The sequence below is a fragment of the Pseudomonas delhiensis genome (assembly GCF_900187975.1).
Classification (GTDB): domain Bacteria; phylum Pseudomonadota; class Gammaproteobacteria; order Pseudomonadales; family Pseudomonadaceae; genus Pseudomonas; species Pseudomonas delhiensis.
In genome coordinates this window covers 96432-113186 of the sequence record NZ_FZPC01000009.1, presented here as the reverse complement: position 1 = coordinate 113186, position 16755 = coordinate 96432, and the positions used below count along the sequence as shown (strand labels likewise).

Annotated in this window: 16 protein-coding genes and 2 tRNA genes; 9 read left to right on the top strand and 9 right to left on the bottom strand. The window is 66.5% G+C overall.

The features are described from left to right. Position 1 precedes the first annotated feature (1 nt). Positions 2–781, bottom strand: coding sequence for a helix-turn-helix transcriptional regulator (locus tag CHC02_RS10205; RefSeq protein ID WP_244160945.1), 780 nt, complete (start codon positions 779–781; stop codon positions 2–4). Between the two features lie 330 nt (positions 782–1111). Further along, entirely contained in the window at positions 1112–3181 is a 2070-nt protein-coding gene (locus CHC02_RS10200) for a TonB-dependent receptor (RefSeq protein ID WP_089391355.1), read from the bottom strand. Between the two features lie 388 nt (positions 3182–3569). On the opposite strand from CHC02_RS10200, the gene CHC02_RS10195 reads away from it, so the two are divergent. From CHC02_RS10195 to CHC02_RS10185, 3 genes are all read left to right on the top strand, one after another. After that, positions 3570–3643, top strand: a tRNA-Cys gene (locus tag CHC02_RS10195). A gap of 174 nt (positions 3644–3817) precedes the next feature. Further along, a complete protein-coding gene (locus CHC02_RS10190; RefSeq protein ID WP_089391415.1) occupies positions 3818–4087 on the top strand; it encodes a CopG family ribbon-helix-helix protein in 270 nt (89 codons plus the stop codon). Next, positions 4078–4365 (top strand): type II toxin-antitoxin system RelE/ParE family toxin, encoded by a 288-nt coding sequence (locus CHC02_RS10185; RefSeq protein WP_089391354.1) that lies wholly within the window; start codon positions 4078–4080, stop codon positions 4363–4365. Before CHC02_RS10190 ends, CHC02_RS10185 begins: the two co-directional genes overlap by 10 nt. Positions 4366–4496: 131 nt before the next feature. On the opposite strand, the gene CHC02_RS10180 is transcribed toward CHC02_RS10185, so the two are convergent. Beyond that, complete coding sequence (locus tag CHC02_RS10180) at positions 4497–4847, bottom strand: bacteriocin (protein ID WP_089391353.1); 351 nt, start codon at positions 4845–4847, stop codon at positions 4497–4499. 442 nt (positions 4848–5289) lie between these two features. On the opposite strand from CHC02_RS10180, the gene CHC02_RS10175 reads away from it, so the two are divergent. Beyond that, positions 5290–5712, top strand: a complete 423-nt coding sequence (locus tag CHC02_RS10175; RefSeq protein ID WP_089391352.1) for a styrene oxide isomerase — start codon at positions 5290–5292, stop codon at positions 5710–5712. Positions 5713–6007: 295 nt separating this feature from the next. Here CHC02_RS10175 and CHC02_RS10170 read toward each other — a convergent pair whose 3' ends face one another. Continuing rightward, on the bottom strand, positions 6008–6427 hold the full coding sequence (locus CHC02_RS10170; protein WP_089391351.1) for a LytR/AlgR family response regulator transcription factor: 420 nt from the start codon (positions 6425–6427) through the stop codon (positions 6008–6010). A 418-nt stretch (positions 6428–6845) separates the two neighbouring features. On the opposite strand from CHC02_RS10170, the gene CHC02_RS10165 reads away from it, so the two are divergent. After that, positions 6846–6932: transfer RNA gene (locus CHC02_RS10165), tRNA-Leu, on the top strand. Between the two features lie 195 nt (positions 6933–7127). Further along, complete coding sequence (locus CHC02_RS10160; RefSeq protein WP_009619935.1) at positions 7128–7343, top strand: hypothetical protein; 216 nt, start codon at positions 7128–7130, stop codon at positions 7341–7343. Between the two features lie 171 nt (positions 7344–7514). Here CHC02_RS10160 and CHC02_RS10155 read toward each other — a convergent pair whose 3' ends face one another. Further along, a complete protein-coding gene (locus tag CHC02_RS10155; protein ID WP_089391350.1) occupies positions 7515–7727 on the bottom strand; it encodes a hypothetical protein in 213 nt (70 codons plus the stop codon). Between the two features lie 143 nt (positions 7728–7870). Here CHC02_RS10155 and CHC02_RS10150 point away from each other — a divergent pair, with 143 nt between their 5' ends. Beyond that, positions 7871–8248, top strand: a complete 378-nt coding sequence (locus CHC02_RS10150) for a LexA family protein (protein ID WP_089391349.1) — start codon at positions 7871–7873, stop codon at positions 8246–8248. A gap of 4 nt (positions 8249–8252) precedes the next feature. Here CHC02_RS10150 and CHC02_RS10145 read toward each other — a convergent pair whose 3' ends face one another. Genes CHC02_RS10145 through imuA form a run of 3 tightly spaced genes read right to left on the bottom strand, consistent with a single transcriptional unit; the run spans position 8253 to position 13364 of the window. Then, a complete protein-coding gene (locus tag CHC02_RS10145; protein WP_089391348.1) occupies positions 8253–11327 on the bottom strand; it encodes an error-prone DNA polymerase in 3075 nt (1024 codons plus the stop codon). Further along, a complete protein-coding gene (locus CHC02_RS10140) occupies positions 11324–12739 on the bottom strand; it encodes a Y-family DNA polymerase (RefSeq protein ID WP_089391347.1) in 1416 nt (471 codons plus the stop codon). Before CHC02_RS10140 ends, CHC02_RS10145 begins: the two co-directional genes overlap by 4 nt. Positions 12740–12746: 7 nt before the next feature. Next, positions 12747–13364: a translesion DNA synthesis-associated protein ImuA gene (imuA, locus tag CHC02_RS10135; RefSeq protein WP_089391346.1), complete on the bottom strand. Its 618-nt coding sequence runs from the start codon at positions 13362–13364 to the stop codon at positions 12747–12749. Positions 13365–13762: 398 nt separating this feature from the next. On the opposite strand from imuA, the gene galU reads away from it, so the two are divergent. Beyond that, entirely contained in the window at positions 13763–14602 is an 840-nt protein-coding gene (gene galU, locus CHC02_RS10130) for a UTP--glucose-1-phosphate uridylyltransferase GalU (protein WP_089391345.1), read from the top strand. 136 nt (positions 14603–14738) lie between these two features. On the opposite strand, the gene CHC02_RS10125 is transcribed toward galU, so the two are convergent. Then, positions 14739–15170: a VOC family protein gene (locus CHC02_RS10125; RefSeq protein WP_089391344.1), complete on the bottom strand. Its 432-nt coding sequence runs from the start codon at positions 15168–15170 to the stop codon at positions 14739–14741. An 86-nt stretch (positions 15171–15256) separates the two neighbouring features. Between CHC02_RS10125 and gorA the strand changes: the two genes are divergently transcribed. Then, complete coding sequence (gene gorA / locus CHC02_RS10120) at positions 15257–16612, top strand: glutathione-disulfide reductase (RefSeq protein ID WP_089391343.1); 1356 nt, start codon at positions 15257–15259, stop codon at positions 16610–16612. Positions 16613–16755 lie beyond the last annotated feature (143 nt).

Here is a 16755-nt window from a genome sequence, read left to right as displayed (position 1 = left end):
GTTACTCCAGCGCGCCTTTGCGGGCATCGCGGGGCAGTACCCCGTACTGTTTGCGAAAGGCTGCGCTGAAGTGGCTGATATTGCTGTAGCCGAGCATCGATGCGGTATCGGTGACGCCATGCTGCTGCAGCAATTGTCGGGCCTTGCCCATGCGCTCACGCTGGAACAGCGCGTAGATGCTGGTATCGAACAGGGCCTTGAAGCCGCGCTTGAGCTTGAGCTGGTTGAGCCCGATTTCCCGTGCCAGTTGCTCGATGGTGGGGGGCGCGCTGAGGTCCATCAGCAAGCGCTCGCGGGCGGCAAGCAGCAGCCGCTGTTCACGCTTGGATACCCGTTCCCCCTGGTCCTGCGGGGTACAGGCCTTGAGGTGCCAGGCGAGAAACTCCAGGGTGGCCGAATGCACCAGCAACGGTAAGGCGGTCTCGTCGCCCAGCAGGCGTTCCAGGCGCAGCGCCGCGTCCTTGATCCTCTGGTTGCCGTGGCTGACCTGCAGGTAGAAGCTGCGTTCGATGCTGTCCCCCAGGCGTTGGTAATCGTCGCCGGCCAGTTCGTGCAGGCGTTGCGGGGTGATGCGCAGTTCGAGGTTACGGTGGGCCGGCGCGAACTCCAGCTCGAAACGCTCGGCCGGAGCAAAGCTGGCCATCAGCTGGTTCTGGCCCAGGCGCAGGCCCCTCTGTCCGGTACGGACGTCGACGTCGCCGTTGAGCATGCAACTGAAGTGCAGATGCGAACTGTCGTCGATGGTGCTGATACTCAGGTTGCGGGTGGCATCGAAAGACACCAGGGAGACTTCCAGGCCCGGCTGCAAAACCTGGGTGCGTACATGGCAGCCAGGCGGGCCGGTCTCCGGTATTGCCGTGTCGAAAAAGGTGGAAGCGCGAAGCTGGTACATGGTCGTCCTCGCGGGCCTGCGCCCAGGTGGGCTGGGCATAGGGAGAGGGCTCGCAGGTCTCCCTGCTTATGGCGGTGGAACGAGTCCATTCGCTATGGGGCTCGGAGATCCCTGCGAGCGTTCAAGGATTCATGTTATTGCAAATTATTATCATTTTCAAGTGTGGCTCCCACATTCGGGCGCCACTTCTGCAGCCTCGGTCACACTTCGGCGAGAGGCTCAGAACTCCATGCCCACGCGCATTCCCACTGTCCTCGGCTGGCCGGCGATGACCATGTCGTTGGCCATGGCGCGGGTGTAGTAGGTGGCGTCGCTGAGGTTCTTGCCGAACAGGCCGATGCTCCATTGCCTGAGGCGGTAGTCGAGGTTGGCGTCCCACAGGGTGTAGGCGTCGTTTTCGATGTTGGCGCTGGGGTACAGGTTCGATTCGCCCTGGCGGGTCAGGCCGGTGCCGAAGGTGATGCAGTCGGTGACGGCCCAGTCCATGGACACCCCGAAACTGTGCCTGGGGGTGCTGGGGAACTGCTTGCCGGCGTAGTCCACCGAGCCGCGGCTGTAGTCGTCGAACTCCGCTTCGACAAAGCTGGCGTAGGCGTTGAGTTGCACCGATGCCAGCGGGAAAAGCGTGGCGGTCAGTTCCACCCCCTTGTTGTGGGACTTGCCGGCGTTGCTGGTGAAGGTCTGGCCGCCGACATCTTCGACGATCACCTGCTGGTCGCGCAGGCGGGTGTAGAACAGGTTCGCACCCGCTTGCCAAAGATTGTCCGGGGCGCGATAGCGGTAGCCCAACTCGACGTAGTTGCCGTATTCCGGATCATAGGCATTGCCCGCCGCGGCGGCACCCGTGGCATAGGTGTTGAATCCCGAGGCCTTGTAGCCGCGGGCCAGCACCAGGTAGCTGAAGTGCTGGTCGCTGGGGCTGTATTCCAGGCTCAGGCGCGGCAGGGCCTCGGTTTCGTTGACCTTGCGGTCGTCGAAGGCTTCCAGGCTGTCGAACGGGGTATCCGGCACGCCGTCGCCGTTGCTGTCGAACAGGCCGCTCTGCTGGCTGCTCCAGTCCATGCTGCGGCGGTTGTGCTCCAGGCGCAGGCCGGCGGCCAGGCGCCAGTCCGGCTGGAAGCGCCAGCCCAGCTCACCGAAAGCCGCCGCGGTGTCGCCGGTGACCTTGGCTTTGGTATCGCTCAGGTAGTACGGGCTCAGGTCGAAGGTGTAGGGCGCGTCCCGGCGCACATGGGAGAGGAAGCCGCCCACCAGCCAGTCCCATTTTCCCCGTTCGCCGTTCAGGCGGGCCTCGGCACTGTACTGGCGGGTCTCCATGTCGTAGCCGGCCTCGCCGCCGAAAATCGATTCGGGCAACCAGTAGTCCCACTCGGTCCGGTTGGCGCCGAGGTTGACTACCAGTTGCGTGTCGTCGGCGTAGCGCTTGCGGTATTCACCGCCGAACAGGGTATATGCGGTGTCGTTTCTGCCGGTGTCGGTGGCGTTGGATTCGTGCTTCCTGGCCAACTCGCGGGGGGCGAAGTAGTCGTTGTCGCCATGGGTGTTCATCTGGTGCAGGGCAAAGCGCCATTCACCACCGTCATCGTCCAGGTGCAACAGCTTGATACGGCCGAAACCGCTGTTCCAGCCGGCGCTGTCGTGGCGCCCGAGGGTGGGGTTGGCCACCATGCCGTCACTCTGCTCGCCGCCGGCGCTGAGCCGCAACGCGGTATTCCCGGAAAGCGGCAGGTTGCCGGCGAACTCGGCGCGCTGCCGGTTGTGACTGCCGTATTCGAGCTTGAGCCTGCCGCCGGCATCGAACGCCGGGTCGCGGGTACGCAGGGCTACCAGGCCACCCATGCTGTTCTGGCCATAGAGCGTGTTTTGCGGGCCGCGCAGCACCTCGATCTGCTCCAGGTCGTAGAGCTGGCCGAGGACCATGCCATTCATCGGCACACCATCGATGTACACGCTGTTGCTGATGCTGTCGCCTTCGTCGTCTGAGAAACCCAGGCCGCGGATGGTCAACGACGGTGTGTGCTGGGTGAAGGTGCTGAAATACACGTTGGGCAGGCGCTGGGCCACGTCACCCAGCGTGTCCAGGTGGCTGTCCGCGAGCTTTTCCCCGTTCACCACGCTGACGCTGTTGGCGGTGTTGAACGCCGGGGTGTCCTGCTTGGTGGCGGTGATGACGGTGGCATCCAGTTCCCTGGGGGCGGAATCGGCCGCCTGGGCGGTTTGCAGCAACGGCAGGGGGCCGCAGAACAGAAGGAGGCAGCGGGCAGACTGGAAGAGGGGAGTGCGGGCCATGGAATTCACGCCTGAATGAGATAGGTGTGAATGATACGAATTCACATTTGCGCCACTACCCGATTCAGGTCGCGAAAACCCCGATTGCAGTGTAAGTAACGGTTGGCTGGGTGCCCGTGCAACTGACAGGATTGCGAAGGGAAGGTGAAGCAGTCCGTGTTCGGGCTTGCATCACGAGACCTGATGGACTTGCTTCCTCTCCTGCCGCCAGCCGGGTCATGAAGAAATTTAATCTCAGGTGTTGCCAGTCTTGTCCCATTAGTCCATAATCCCGGCCATCGAAAGCGCAGGGCGATGAAAACTCTGTGTAATCAATAGGTTAGAGCTTGAAAGAGAGCCAGACCTAACAGAATTTCAGCGAATCGCAACGCGGTTTGCCAGGTTCAAAGGCTGAGTAGCAGAGTGGTTATGCAGCGGATTGCAAATCCGTGAACGCCGGTTCGATTCCGACCTCAGCCTCCAACATGAAAGCCCCGAAGACGCAGGTCTTCGGGGCTTTTTCTTTTCTCCTCCAGGCAAGTATTTCCCGTATTGCTCGTGCCGACGCCTGCTTCGAGCAGCGGTGGCATGCGGGTTGACAGGCTCCATGGCTGGGCGGAGCATCTCGGATATTACCTTTGACTACTCGGGGGCGTGATGGCCACTTCGGTGAAGCTCGACGATGCGATGATGGCGCGCATACGCAACCTTGCGGGGATACGCCAGCGTTCACCACATTGGCTCATGCGCGAGGCGATTGCCCAGTATGTCGAGCGCGAGGAAAGGCGTGAGGCACTGAACCGTGAGACGGCGTTGGCGTGGGATGAGTATCAGGCCACCGGCAAGCATGTGACGTCCGAAGCGGTCAATGAGTGGCTGAACACTTGGGGGGAGGTTGACGAGCGGCCCGCTCCCGGATGCGAGTGATCTACGCTCCGGCCGCGATACGCGATCTCGAGCGCCTTCGGGAGTATTTGTGCTCCAGGAGTCCTGATGCGGCCAGGCGGGCTGCTCAGGCGGTCGTCCTGGCCACCCAGGCGCTGGGAAATCGCCCGCAGGTGGGACGGATAATCGAGAGCCTGCCCGTCTCCTTCCGAGAATGGCCAATCGAGTTCGGTGACAGCGGCCATGTCGCCCGGTATCGCATCGATAACGAGACCATTGTGGTTCTCGCCATTCGGCATCAACGCGAAGCGGGCTATTGATCGCGGCCGATTTCGCTATGCGCAGGTATTTGCGTCATGGCTGGGGCGAGCGTTCTTCGGGCGGGACATCCGCAAAAGAAAAGCCCCGTGGGATCGCTCCCACGGGGCTTTTCACATCGGGGCGGCCGGACTTACTTCTTGCCGCCGAGCGCGCCGCCCGCCGCGCCACCCAGGCCGGCGCCGATGGCCGCGCCGGTGCTGCCGCCGAGCTTGTTGCCGATGATCGAGCCGCCGGCCGCGCCCAGGCCGCCACCGATGGCCGCCTTGGTCTTCCGGCCTTTCTTGGCGGTGGCTGCGCCACCCGCGGCGCCACCGAGGCCGGCGCCGACCGCGGCACCGGTGCTGCCGCCCATCTGCTGGCCGATGACGTTGCCCAGGGCACCGCCCAGGCCGCCGCCGACGGCTGCCTGGGTGCCACCGCCGGCCATGGCGGCTTGGGCGAACAGCAGGCTCAGGGCCAGGGCGGGGAGTGCTTTGCGCATATTGCTAACCTCGAGGAGTGGAGGGCGGCACTTGCCGCCCGGGATGGTCGATCGTCCGGATCGCATGCCGACCCGTGGTGTGAATTCGCTGGCGGTTTCAGACCGGCCGGAGCCGTTCCGGTTCCCAGGGGCGCGAAATTCTACCGGGCCCGGCGTTTCTTTGCTCGTCTCGCCGCCTGCCGAAGGCTCTGAGAGGTAGATGGCGTTCTGATGTCATGTGCCGTTCGCCATGGCATACTGTCATTCTGAAATTGCGCTGCTCAAGGATGAGAGATGTCGCGCTTCGAATGGCTCGTAGTGGCCGCCGCCTGCCTTGTCATCGCCTGTTATCTGGTCGTCTGCCTGTTGCTCCCCTCCGAATACATCGCGCCCGGCTGGCTGCCGCTGCGCTAGCCCGCACCGTCTAGAGTGAAGGGGAGACCCGGTCGCGGAGGTGCCTGGCATGGCTGGTGTATATCGGCGGTTGCTCTGGCACGGCCTGCTGCTGTTGTTGCTCGGCCTGCTCACCGGGCTGGTCGAGGCGCAGCTGAGCAACCCGCGCATGGCCCTGGCGGCCCACCTGGAGGGCATCCTCAATGGCCTGCTGTTGCTGGCGCTGGGGGCTGTCTGGGGCGAGGTGGCGCTGTCGCACCGGTGGCAGGGCGTCGCCTTTTGCGCATTGCTCTACGGCGCCTATGCCAATTGGGCCTTCACCCTGCTCGCCGCGGTCTTCGGCACCGCGGCCATGTTGCCCGTCACCGCCGCGGGGCATCGCGGGGAGCCCTGGCAGGAACTGCTGGTGACCTTCGGTTTCGTCAGCGTCGGCCTGGCGATCATGCTTGCCATCGTGCTGCTGCTCTGGGGACTGCGCGGCAGGGAAGGGTAAGTGGCTGGCCGTCGCGTCCCTGCTCGGCCGGCCATGTCCTCAGCAAGAGGGCCAGGCATATTGCCATTACACGACAGCGAAATAAACATACATTCTCGTGTGCATGTATGCGGGCCGCTCATGTCCCCGGCCGGCACGGCGTTTCAGGTGGTCGATGGCGGTGGAAAGAAAAAGCCTCGCGGGTGAGGCGAGGCTTCTTCGTACTGCCGATGGGGGCTGGTCCGTCAGCCTTCATGCAGTATAGATGGATGATGTTGCTTTGATATTGCAGCTGGGCAAGCGATGCCCCCCTTCGTCAGGGAACCCGCAGGGCAGGGGCTGCCTGCTGGGTGGCTGGCATGGCAAGCGACAGCGGCCCTTCGAGGGTGGCAATCACGGTGACTCCGCTGCGTGCCCGCAACAGGTTGCGAACCGCGCCGACGCGCTGGCGGCTCAGGGGCAGGCGGATTTCCGTGCCCTCGATGCCGATGCTGGCCGAATAGGCGTCCCAGCGCAGGTTGCTGACCAGGCTGCTGCGCACCAGGTGGCTGCGATGGATGCGGATGAACGCTTCGGCGAACTCGATTTCCAGGGCCTTCAGGGTGGCGTCGAAATGGATCCGGCCCTTGGCGGTGAAGGCAGTCACATACTTTTCTTCCGCGCTGAAATGCGTGATGTCCTTGGTTTCGATGACGACCAGGGACCTGCCCACGCGAGTGGCAATGCGTTGCCTCATCGGAGCTCTCCTGTTTGGCGTTTCGTGATCCACTGAACGTCAAAGTCTTGTACCGATGATGGCGCTGTGCCGGTTTTTCGGCAGTTATGTGATTGGCTTCACATTGTCCTGCTGTCCGGGGGGGGGGCAGAAGAAAAAGCGGCCGCATCCGGGGTAATGCGGCCCAAGCCGGGGCTGGCTTCCCTTCCGTCCCGTGGGTGGGCAGCTTATGTGACATGGGGGATGGCAAAAAGCCGGTAATTCCGACTAGTCCCTTGCGCTGGGCGCGCAGCGGACCTGGGGGAGGGTAGAATCGGCTGTGCCATCAAGCGTTTAGGCGTTCGGCCCCGGCTTTACCGCAACGAGTCGACTCGGTATAGTCTCGGCCCTTCCACATTGCCCGGTGGCCGCGCTTTTCGTCATCGGCAATGCCCGCCCGGCTCGGATGGTGAAATTGGTAGACACAGCGCACTTAAAATGCGCCGGCCTAACGGTCTTGCGGGTTCGAGTCCCGCTCCGAGCACCAGAATTCCTCCCTGCATTCCCGACTTGCCGACTCGGCAGCGTGACAATCGGCCGCGCTGCCAAGGCCCGCCGCCGCATCGTCCGCCGGCTTGCGCAAGAGGGGATGCGCCTGACCGCTGGTCAGAATGCAACTCGCTGAAATCTTTGAGAAATATTGTTGTCCTAGGGTGCTCGCACTTTGTCATGAGGACCTGACGTGCAACGTGCAGCCCGTAACATCCGCAAGGTGCTGGACTCGGTAGCCAGCAACAACGAAGCCACTGCCATCGAAGTGATGCGCGCCGTGGAGCAAGTGCCGGACGAACTGCTGCGCCAGCGGTTGCTCAAGGCCATCCACCACCTGAACCAGGATGCCGCCGAATTGCGTGCCCTGCGCGACGAGGTCACCGGGGCGGACATTCGCCTGGCCTGACTCCGGCCTTGGAGTGGCGGCCCCTGCGAGCCCATCGACGGTTATCGGGGTGGCGGGGATGGTGAGGCGGCCATCGGACTCACCCGGACGAGCCTGTCGGGCAAGGAAACCTGAGGAAGGGCGCTGTATGGAGCTTCCGAAAAGCCTGGATGACGGCGGCCTGCGGCCGCCTCAGCGATGATTCCACGCCAGCCAGCCGGCATGACGCCTGCGCGGGGCCGCCTGCGGCTGGGGTGCCGGCGCCTCGTGGGGATGGGCCTGGGCCTCGTTGCGCGAATGCAGCCGGGCCCTGCGCATGGGTACGCGCAGGAAGGCCCAGAGCGTGACGCCCGCCAGCAGCAGCCAGCCGAAAATCATGAGTGTGACGAACGTGCCAGGATTCATGCTGAAAGTCCTCGCCCCCACACGAAGGATAGACCACGCCGCGGCGGTTGCCGGCGGCTATCAATGGAGTGGCGGATGGCTTGCCGGGTTCGCATTATTTCTGGTATCTGTATGCATGTACAGTATTCCGAGGATGTCCCGCCATGTCTCATGCCGCTTTCCATCCTGCCGTCGCCGAGCCGTCGGCGTTCCTCCAGGCGCAGCCGCGGTCGCTGGATGACCTGCTTGAGCTGCACACGCCCCATACCTACATAGTCCGCGCACATGGCGATGGTATGACCGGTGCCGGCATCCACGACAATGACCTGCTGGTGGTGGACCGCGCTTCCCTGGCCTGTTCCGGCGAGGTGGTGGTGGCCGCGGTGAACGGCGAGCCGCTGATCCGCCGCCTGGACATCATCGACGGCGCCTACGCGCTGCTGCCGGCCAACGACCGCTACCCGCCGATCCGCATCGGCGAAGGCGACGAACTGGCGATCTGGGGCGTGGTGCGCTGGAACCTGCACCGCCTGGCCAGTTGAGCCACTAGCGGAAATCGCGGCTGGGCACGTCCAGGCCGCTGAGCAGGGGCGTCAGGTCGACCAGTTGCTCGGCGATCACGTGGCGCACGCCGCTCTCGCTTTCCAGCCGGCCGCGCACCTGCAGCAACTGCGCTTGCAGGAAGACGCGGCGCTGGCGTTCGGCAACGTCGCGCCAGACCACGACATTGACCAGGCCGAACTCGTCCTCGAGGGTAACGAAGGTGACGCCGCTGGCGGTCTGCGGCCGCTGCCGGCCGATCACCAGCCCGGCGACGCTGAGTGGCCGGCCATGCTCCAGGCCGGGCAGCTCGCGGGAGCTGCGGCAGCGCAACGCTTTCAACTGGCCGCGCAGCAGGCGCAGCGGGTGTGGGCCGAGGGTGGTGCCCAGGCTGGCGTAGTCGGTGAGCATTTCCTCGCCCAGGCTGGGCAACGGCAGGCTCACCGCGGCCTCCGCCATGGCGTCTTGGCCGGCGAACAGCGGTAGCTGCGGTTCCACCCCGGCCACGGCCCAGCGCGCCCGGTGGCGATGCCCGGCCAGGCCGCGCAGGGCGCCGGCGTCGGCCAGGCGCTCGCGGGCCGCGGCGTCCAGGCCGGCCCGGTAGCTGAGGTCCTCGACGCTTTCGAAAGCCCGCCGCTCGCGGGCCTGGACGATGCGTTGGGCCAAATCCTCGCGGAAGCCGCGGACCATGCGCAGCCCCAGGCGGATCGCCGGCTGTGCCTCCCCCTTATCCTCCAGGCTGCAGTCCCAGTGGCTGTAGCGCACGTCCACCGGCAGCACCTCGATGCCGTGGCGGCGGGCATCCTGCAGCACCTGGTCGGGGCTGTAGAAGCCCATCGGCCAGCTGTTGACCAGGGCGCAGGCGAAGGCTGCCGGCTCGTGGCACTTCAGCCAACTGCTGGCATAGGTGAGCAGGGCGAAGCTGGCGGCGTGGGATTCGGGGAAGCCGTAGCTGCCGAAGCCCTTGATCTGTTCGAAGATGCGGGCGGCGAAATCGGCGGTGTAGCCATTCTCCAGCATGCCCTCGGTCAGGCGCAGGCGGTGTTTCTCCAGGCCGCCGTGACGTTTCCAGGCAGCCATGGAACGGCGCAGGTCGTCGGCTTCGCCGGCGGTGTAGCCGGCAGCGACCACCGCGACCTCCATGACCTGTTCCTGGAACAACGGAACGCCCAGGGTGCGCCGGAACACCTGTTCCAGGGCCGGCGAGGGATAGGTGATCGGCTCTTCCTTGTTACGCCGTCGCAGGTAGGGGTGGACCATGTCGCCCTGTATCGGGCCCGGACGGACGATGGCGACCTCGATCACCAGGTCGTAGAACGTCTTCGGCCGCAGCCGCGGCAGCATGGCCATCTGCGCGCGGGACTCGATCTGGAACACGCCTATGGCATCGGCGCGGCTGATCATCCCGTAGGTGGCCGGGTCTTCCGGGGGAATGCTGGCAATGCTCATCGGCGTGCCGCGCAGGCGATGCACCAGGTCGAAGCAGCGGCGCAGGGCACTGAGCATCCCCAGGGCGAGCACGTCGACCTTGAGTAGCTTCACCGCATCGATATCGTCCTTGTCCCACTGGATCACGGTGCGTTCGGGCATGGACGCGTTCTCGACCGGGACCAGGTTGATCAATGGCTGCTCGGAAATGACGAAGCCACCAGGATGCTGCGACAGGTGTCGGGGAAAACCGATCAGCTCCGCGGTGAGCGCCAGCACCCTGCGCATGACCGGGCTCTGCGGGTCGAAGCCCGCTTCGCGCAGTTGCTCTTCGGGTGGCGTTTGCTCGCTCCAGCGCCCGCAGCATCCGGCCAGGGCGTCCACCTGGTCGGGTGGCAGGCCCAGGGCCTTGGCGATGTCGCGTATGGCGCCTGCGCCGCGGTAGCTGCTGACCACGGCGGTCAGGGCTGCACGGTGGCGGCCGTAGCGACGGAAGACGTACTGGATGACTTCTTCGCGTCGATCGTGCTCGAAGTCGACGTCTATGTCCGGCGGCTCGTTGCGCTCGCGGGAGATGAAGCGGCCGAAAAGCAGCTTGCTGCGCGACGGGTCCAGCTCGGTGATACCCAGGGCGAAACACACCGCGGAGTTGGCGGCCGAGCCGCGCCCCTGGCAGAGAATGCCCTGGCTGCGAGCGAACTGGACGATGTCGTGGACGGTGAGGAAGTAGTTCTCGTACTCCAGCTCGGCGATCAGCAGCAGTTCCTTGCCGATGCGTTTCAGCACCTTTTTCCGCGCCCCGTCCGGCCAGCGCCTGCGGATGCCGGCGTAGGTCATCTGGCATAGCCAGGACTTCGGCGTGTGCCCCTCGGGCACCAGTTCGCGGGGATACTGGTAGCGCAGCTGCCCCAGATCGAAACTGCAGCGCCCCGCGATCCGCAGCGTCTCCTCCAGCAACTGCGCCGGATACAGCTCGGCCAGCACTTCCCGCTGGCGCAAGTGGCGTTCGCCGTTGGGGAACAGGTGGGCGCCGGCCTCGCTGACCGGCAGGTGGTGACGGATGGCCGTCATGCAGTCCTGCAGGGCCCGGCGGCCGCGGCTGTGCATGTGCACGTCGCCGCAGGCCACGGCGGCGATGCCATGGTGGGCGGCCTGGGTCAGCAGGGCCTGCAGGCGGGTGCTGTCGTCCGCGCCGCGGTGCAGCCCGACGCCCAGCCAGAGGCGCTGCGGGAAGCGTTCGCGCAGCCAGGCGCCATCCGTATCCGCTGCCGTGTCGGGCAGCCAGATCGCCAGCAGGCCTTCCAGGTCGGCTTCCAGGTCCTCGCGCAGCAGGCGGTAGCTGCCCTTGTCGGCGCGGCGCCGGGCGTGGGTGATGAGCCGGCAGAGGTTCTGGTAGCCGGTGAGGTTCTCGGCCAGCAGGACCAGCTTGGGGCCGGCCTCGATGCGCACCTCGCTGCCGACGATCAGCGCCAGCTCGAATGCCTTCGCCGCCTGCCAGGCGCGGACGATACCGGCCAGGCTGCATTCGTCGGTGATGGCCAGGGCGCGGTAGCCCAGGCGTGCGGCGCGCTCGAAGAGTTCATGGGCACTGGAGGCACCGCGCTGGAAGCTGAAGTTCGACAGGCAGTGCAGCTCGGCGTAGGCCGGGGTCATGCGAACCAGCCGTGGATCAGCCACGGCCCCTCGCTGCCGACCTCGCGGTAGACCCAGGCCTGCTGGCCGGCGCGGGTCTGCACCCGGTAGTAGTCGCGGCGCATGTCCGCGCCGTCCCACCAGCCGGACTCGATGCGCTCCGGCCCGGCGAGCACCCGGGGCAGGCTTTCGCGCAGCGCCTGTGGCTGCCGCAGCAGCCAGCCGGGGCGCGGCCCGCAAGGCGGCAGGGGGAGGGCGCGCGGGCTTTCCCGGGGTTGCCAGGCCTGCTCCGGGCGGTGCTCGGCGAGGGCTCCCAGGCCGTGCACGGCATCGTCGCCCAGCCGTGCACGCAGGCGTTCGCGCAGCTGTTCCCAGGGCTGCATCTGCTGCGGGCGCTCGTCGAACAGCTGACGCAACTCGGGGGCGAAGGGCGGCAGGTCGTCGGCCTGCAGGCGCACGGCCTGTACCGCCGCGGGCAGTTGCAGCTGTTCCAGGCGGCCGCGGCTCAGTTCGAAGAGCATGGCCGGCTCGCGCTCGGCGCTGAGCAGGCCGACCGGCATGCAGGTTTCGCCGTGGCCGTGGTGCTCCAGGTACAGCTCGAAGCGCTGCACGCCGCTGTCGCGCCCGGCGAGGAAGGCGGCGAGGTCGCCGGTCAGGCGGCGCAGGGGGAAGAGCAGGGCCTGGGTCGACTCGACGTCGAAATTCAGCTCGATGCGGCTCTCGAAGCGTTCCGGTGGCCGGTAGAAGTCCAGGGCCAGCGACCGCTGGCCGAGCAGGTTGTCAACCTGCCGCAGCAGTTCCGCCGGAAAGCGCCGGGCCAGGCCGTCGCGGGGCATGGCGAGCAGTTGCTGCAGGCTGCGCAGGCCCATGCGCGCCAGGCTGGCCACGCTTTCCCGGGGCAGCCCGCAGCGCTCCAGGGGCAGGCGCCCGAGGACGCTGCGCAGGGCTTCCGGGTGTTCCACCACCAGGCCGTCACCGGCGTTGACCAGTACCCGCGCGGCCGCGGGGGTGGGCGCCACGCCGATGCGATGGCTGAAGCCCAGGGCCCGCAGTTCCTCGCGCAGGCGGGCCTCGAAGCGTGGCCAGGGGCCGAACAGCGCCAGGCTGGAGGCGACCTCCAGCAGCAGCGCGCGCGGGTAGTGCTGGCTGACCTGGGAGCTGAAGCCGTAGGCCCAGGCGGCGAGCAGGTCCTGGCTGCGCTGGATGGCGGCCAGGTCGTACTCGGCGCAATCGAAGTCGCGGCACAGGGCGCGCGCCGCGGTCAGCGACAGGCCGGGGCGCAGGCCGAGCCGGCGGGCCGCCGGGTTGACCGCCTGCAGCACGCGCCGTTGTGGCGGGCCGGCTAGCAGGGCGAGGGGCGCCTCGGGATCGCTGCGCTGGCGCAGGGCGGCGTCCATGGCCAGCTGTGGCAGGAGAATGCAGGCCCAGCGCATGGCGACCTCAGTGCAGGGCGGCCAGCGGCAGGGGGCTGGCCGGGGCCAGGCCGCCACGGCACTTGAGCACCCGCAGTTGCGCCGGGCGGGTTTCGACGGCCAGGCGCAGCGCGGCCGGCGAGGGGTTGTACGCCTCGCGCAGCGGACGGAAGGCGAAGGCCAGGGTCTGGCCGCTTTCCGCCGCCACCTGCAGGCGGCGCAGGGCGCGGTCGTCGGCCTGCTGCGGCCAGCACAGCACGGCGCCGCAGCAGCCCGAGCGCAGGCATTGCTCGGTCGCCCAGAGCGCATCGCGGCCACTGGCCTCGACCCAGGCCAGGTGCTGCAACTCGACGCCCGCCTCCAGCCAGGCGCGGGGGTAGGGGATGTGCGGCGGCGCCACCAGCACCACGCGCTCGCCGGCCGCGCTCAGGCGCGCCAGGGTCGGCCAGAGCAGCTGTAGCTCGCCGATACCCTCGGCGGCGTGGAGGATCTCGCTCAGCGCCGCCTCCGGCCAGCCACCGCCCGGCAGCAAGGCGTCCAGCCGGGTGTGGCCGGTGGGCTGGGCCGCGCTGGGCATGGTGCCGGCCTGGCCCTTCCAGACGCGTCGCTGGTCGAGCAGCGCGCCCAGGTCTACGGCGACGCCCATGGTTGGCACCTGTGATGGGAAGCGGGGAAGTGGAGCAAGATGAAATCCTGAATACTGTATGGAAATACAGTATCTGGTCTCGCCCCCATCCGGTCAATACGGCCAGTTCGCTGCGCCGCGACGATCCGCCGGAAGGCTGAGCCAGGTCAGCGCGGGCTCCGTCGGCACCCTTCAGAGTGCGTAGGATGGCACCGACGGACGGTCACTGAAGGCGCCGGTGCTGACTTTTTGCCAGTATCGACCGAACTTGCCGGCGCCGCGGCGGTCTGACTAGCCGTTGCCCATCGCCGACGGGCCTGCGCCTCCGCTGGCGGGCACGCAGTGCGGGCATTGTAAGCCGCACGCGGGCTCATTAGACTGCGCGCCATTCACACCCTGGTTCATGTCGAAGGACTCCCATGATCAAGAAATGTCTGTTCCCGGCTGCCGGCTACGGCACCCGTTTCCTCCCGGCCACCAAGGCCATGCCCAAGGAAATGCTGCCGGTGGTCAACAAGCCGCTGATCCAGTACGGCGTCGAAGAGGCGCTGGAAGCCGGGCTGTCGGAGATCGGCATTGTCACCGGCCGCGGCAAGCGTTCGCTGGAAGACCATTTCGACATCAGCTACGAGCTGGAAACCCAGATCCGCAACACCGACAAGGAAAAGTACCTGGTCGGTATCCGCCGCCTGATCGATGAGTGCACCTTCTCCTACACCCGTCAGATCGAGATGAAGGGCCTGGGCCACGCCATCCTCACCGGCCGCCCGCTGATCGGCGACGAGCCCTTCGCCGTGGTCCTGGCCGACGACCTCTGCCTGAACCTGGAAGGCGACAGCGTCCTGAAGCAGATGGTCAAGCTGTACAACCAGTTCCGCTGCTCCATCGTGGCCATCCAGGAAGTGCCGCCGGAAGAGACCAACAAGTACGGCGTGATCGCCGGCGAGATGATCCGCGACGACATCTACCGCGTGAACAACATGGTCGAGAAACCCAAGCCGGAAGAGGCGCCGTCGAACCTGGCGATCATCGGCCGCTACATCCTGACCCCGGACATCTTCGAGCTGATCGAGCAGACCGAGCCGGGCAAGGGTGGCGAGATCCAGATCACCGACGCCCTGATGAAGCAGGCCCAGGACGGCTGCGTGCTGGCCTACAAGTTCAAGGGCAAGCGCTTCGACTGCGGTAGCGCCGAGGGCTACATCGAGGCGACCAACTTCTGCTACGAGAACCTCTACAAGACCGGCAAGGCCTGGTAATCCCGGCGCGTTCCCGGTACGTCGAAGAAGCCACCTGCGGGTGGCTTCTTCGTTTCCGCCGTTCGCGGTTATTCGCCGTTGCCTTGCGAAGGCGGCGGATAACGCTGGGGGCGTTATGCGCCCTACGGTTCGGCGTCTACAGCGACGATGGAATTGGCATCGCCTCCGAGCCCGGCCCCAGCGGCTGGCCGTAGCTGAACTCGACGTAATTGCCTGCTGGGTCCCTGAGACCACAGTAATAGCCCACAGGGTATGGCTCCTGGCGCGGCGGCCAGATCAGGCAGCCGGCGCGTTCGGCCTCGGCGGCGATGGCATCGACCTTCTCGTGGCTGTCCACGGCGAAGCCGAAGTGGCTGTAGTCGTCGCTGGCCAGGTGGCGGGCCTCGCCGCCGGGCATGATGACGAAGATGAACTGGTGCTCCTTGCCCGGCTCGGCCATCCACACGATGCGCGAGCCCTTGCCCTCGCGCTGGTGGATCACGCGCATGCCGCAGAAGCGTTCGTAGAAGGCGATGCAGGCCTCCAGGTCCGGTACGTGCAGGGCCAGGTGGGTCAGGGACGGGCGCATGGCGGCTTCCTCCTGTGGGCTCTGCTGGCAGGATAGGCCAGCGGCGATGAGGTATGCTGCCGGGCATCTGCCAGTGGAGAACGACGATGGCTTTCGATTTCGACCTGTTCGTGATTGGTGCGGGTTCCGGCGGCGTGCGTGCCGCGCGGTTCGCCGCGGGGTTCGGCGCGTGCGTGGCGGTGGCCGAGAGCCGCTACCTGGGCGGCACCTGCGTGAACGTCGGCTGCGTGCCGAAGAAGCTGCTGGTATACGGCGCGCACTTCCACGAGGACTTCGAGCAGGCCGCCGGCTTCGGCTGGAGCCTGGGCGAGGCGCGCTTCGACTGGCCGACCCTGATCGCCAACAAGAACCGCGAGATCCACCGCCTCAACGGCATCTACCGCAACCTGCTGGTGAACAGCGGGGTGACCCTGCTCGAAGGCCACGCGCGCCTGGTCGACGCCCATACCGTGGAAGTGGGCGGCCAGCGCCTGCGCGCCGCCAACATCCTCATCGCCACCGGTGGCTGGCCCCAGGTGCCGGACATCCCCGGCAAGGAACACGTCATCACCTCCCAGGAGGCCTTCTTCCTGCCGCAGCTGCCGCGCCGGGTGCTGGTGGTGGGCGGCGGCTACATCGCCGTGGAGTTCGCCTCCATCTTCCATGGCCTGGGCGCGCAGACCACCCTGCTGTACCGCCGCGAGCTGTTCCTGCGCGGCTTCGACCGCAGCGTGCGTGAGCACCTGCGCGACGAGCTGACGAAGAAGGGCCTGGACCTGCAGTTCAACGCCGACATCGCGCGCATCGACAAGCAGGCCGACGGCAGCCTGCTGGCGACCCTCAAGGACGGCCGCCTGCTGGAGGCCGACTGCGTGTTCTACGCCACCGGCCGCCGGCCGATGCTCGACGGCCTGGGGCTGGAGAACGTCGAGGTGGCGCTGGACGACAAGGGTTTCGTCAAGGTCGATGAGGCCTACCGCACCAGCGAGCCGTCGATCCGCGCCATCGGCGACGTCATCGGCCGCGTGCAGCTGACCCCGGTGGCCCTGGCCGAGGGCATGGCGGTGGCCCGCCAGCTGTTCCGCCCCGAGGAATACCGGCCGGTGGACTACAAGCTGATCCCCACCGCGGTGTTCAGCCTGCCGAACATCGGCACCGTCGGCCTCACCGAGGACGAGGCGCGCGCCGCCGGGCACCGGATCAAGCTGTTCGAGAGCCGCTTCCGCGCGCTCAAGCTGACCCTCACCGAGTCCCAGGAAAAGACCCTGATGAAGCTGATCGTCGACGCCGACAGCGACCAGGTGCTGGGCTGCCACATGGTTGGCCCGGAGGCCGGCGAGATCCTCCAGGGCATCGCCGTGGCGCTCAAGGCCGGGGCCACCAAGCGGGTGTTCGACGAAACCATCGGCATCCACCCGACGGCGGCCGAGGAGTTCGTCACCCTGCGTACGCCGGTGGGCTGATCTCGTAGGATGGGTTGAGCTTGTGAAACCCATGTGGCCGTGGCGATGGGTATCGCTTCGCTCAACACCATCCTACGGTGGGGCTTCTCCTGCCATTTAGGCGGACTGTCTTGCGGCTTGCACCGAGATGCTCTTCGTAGGAG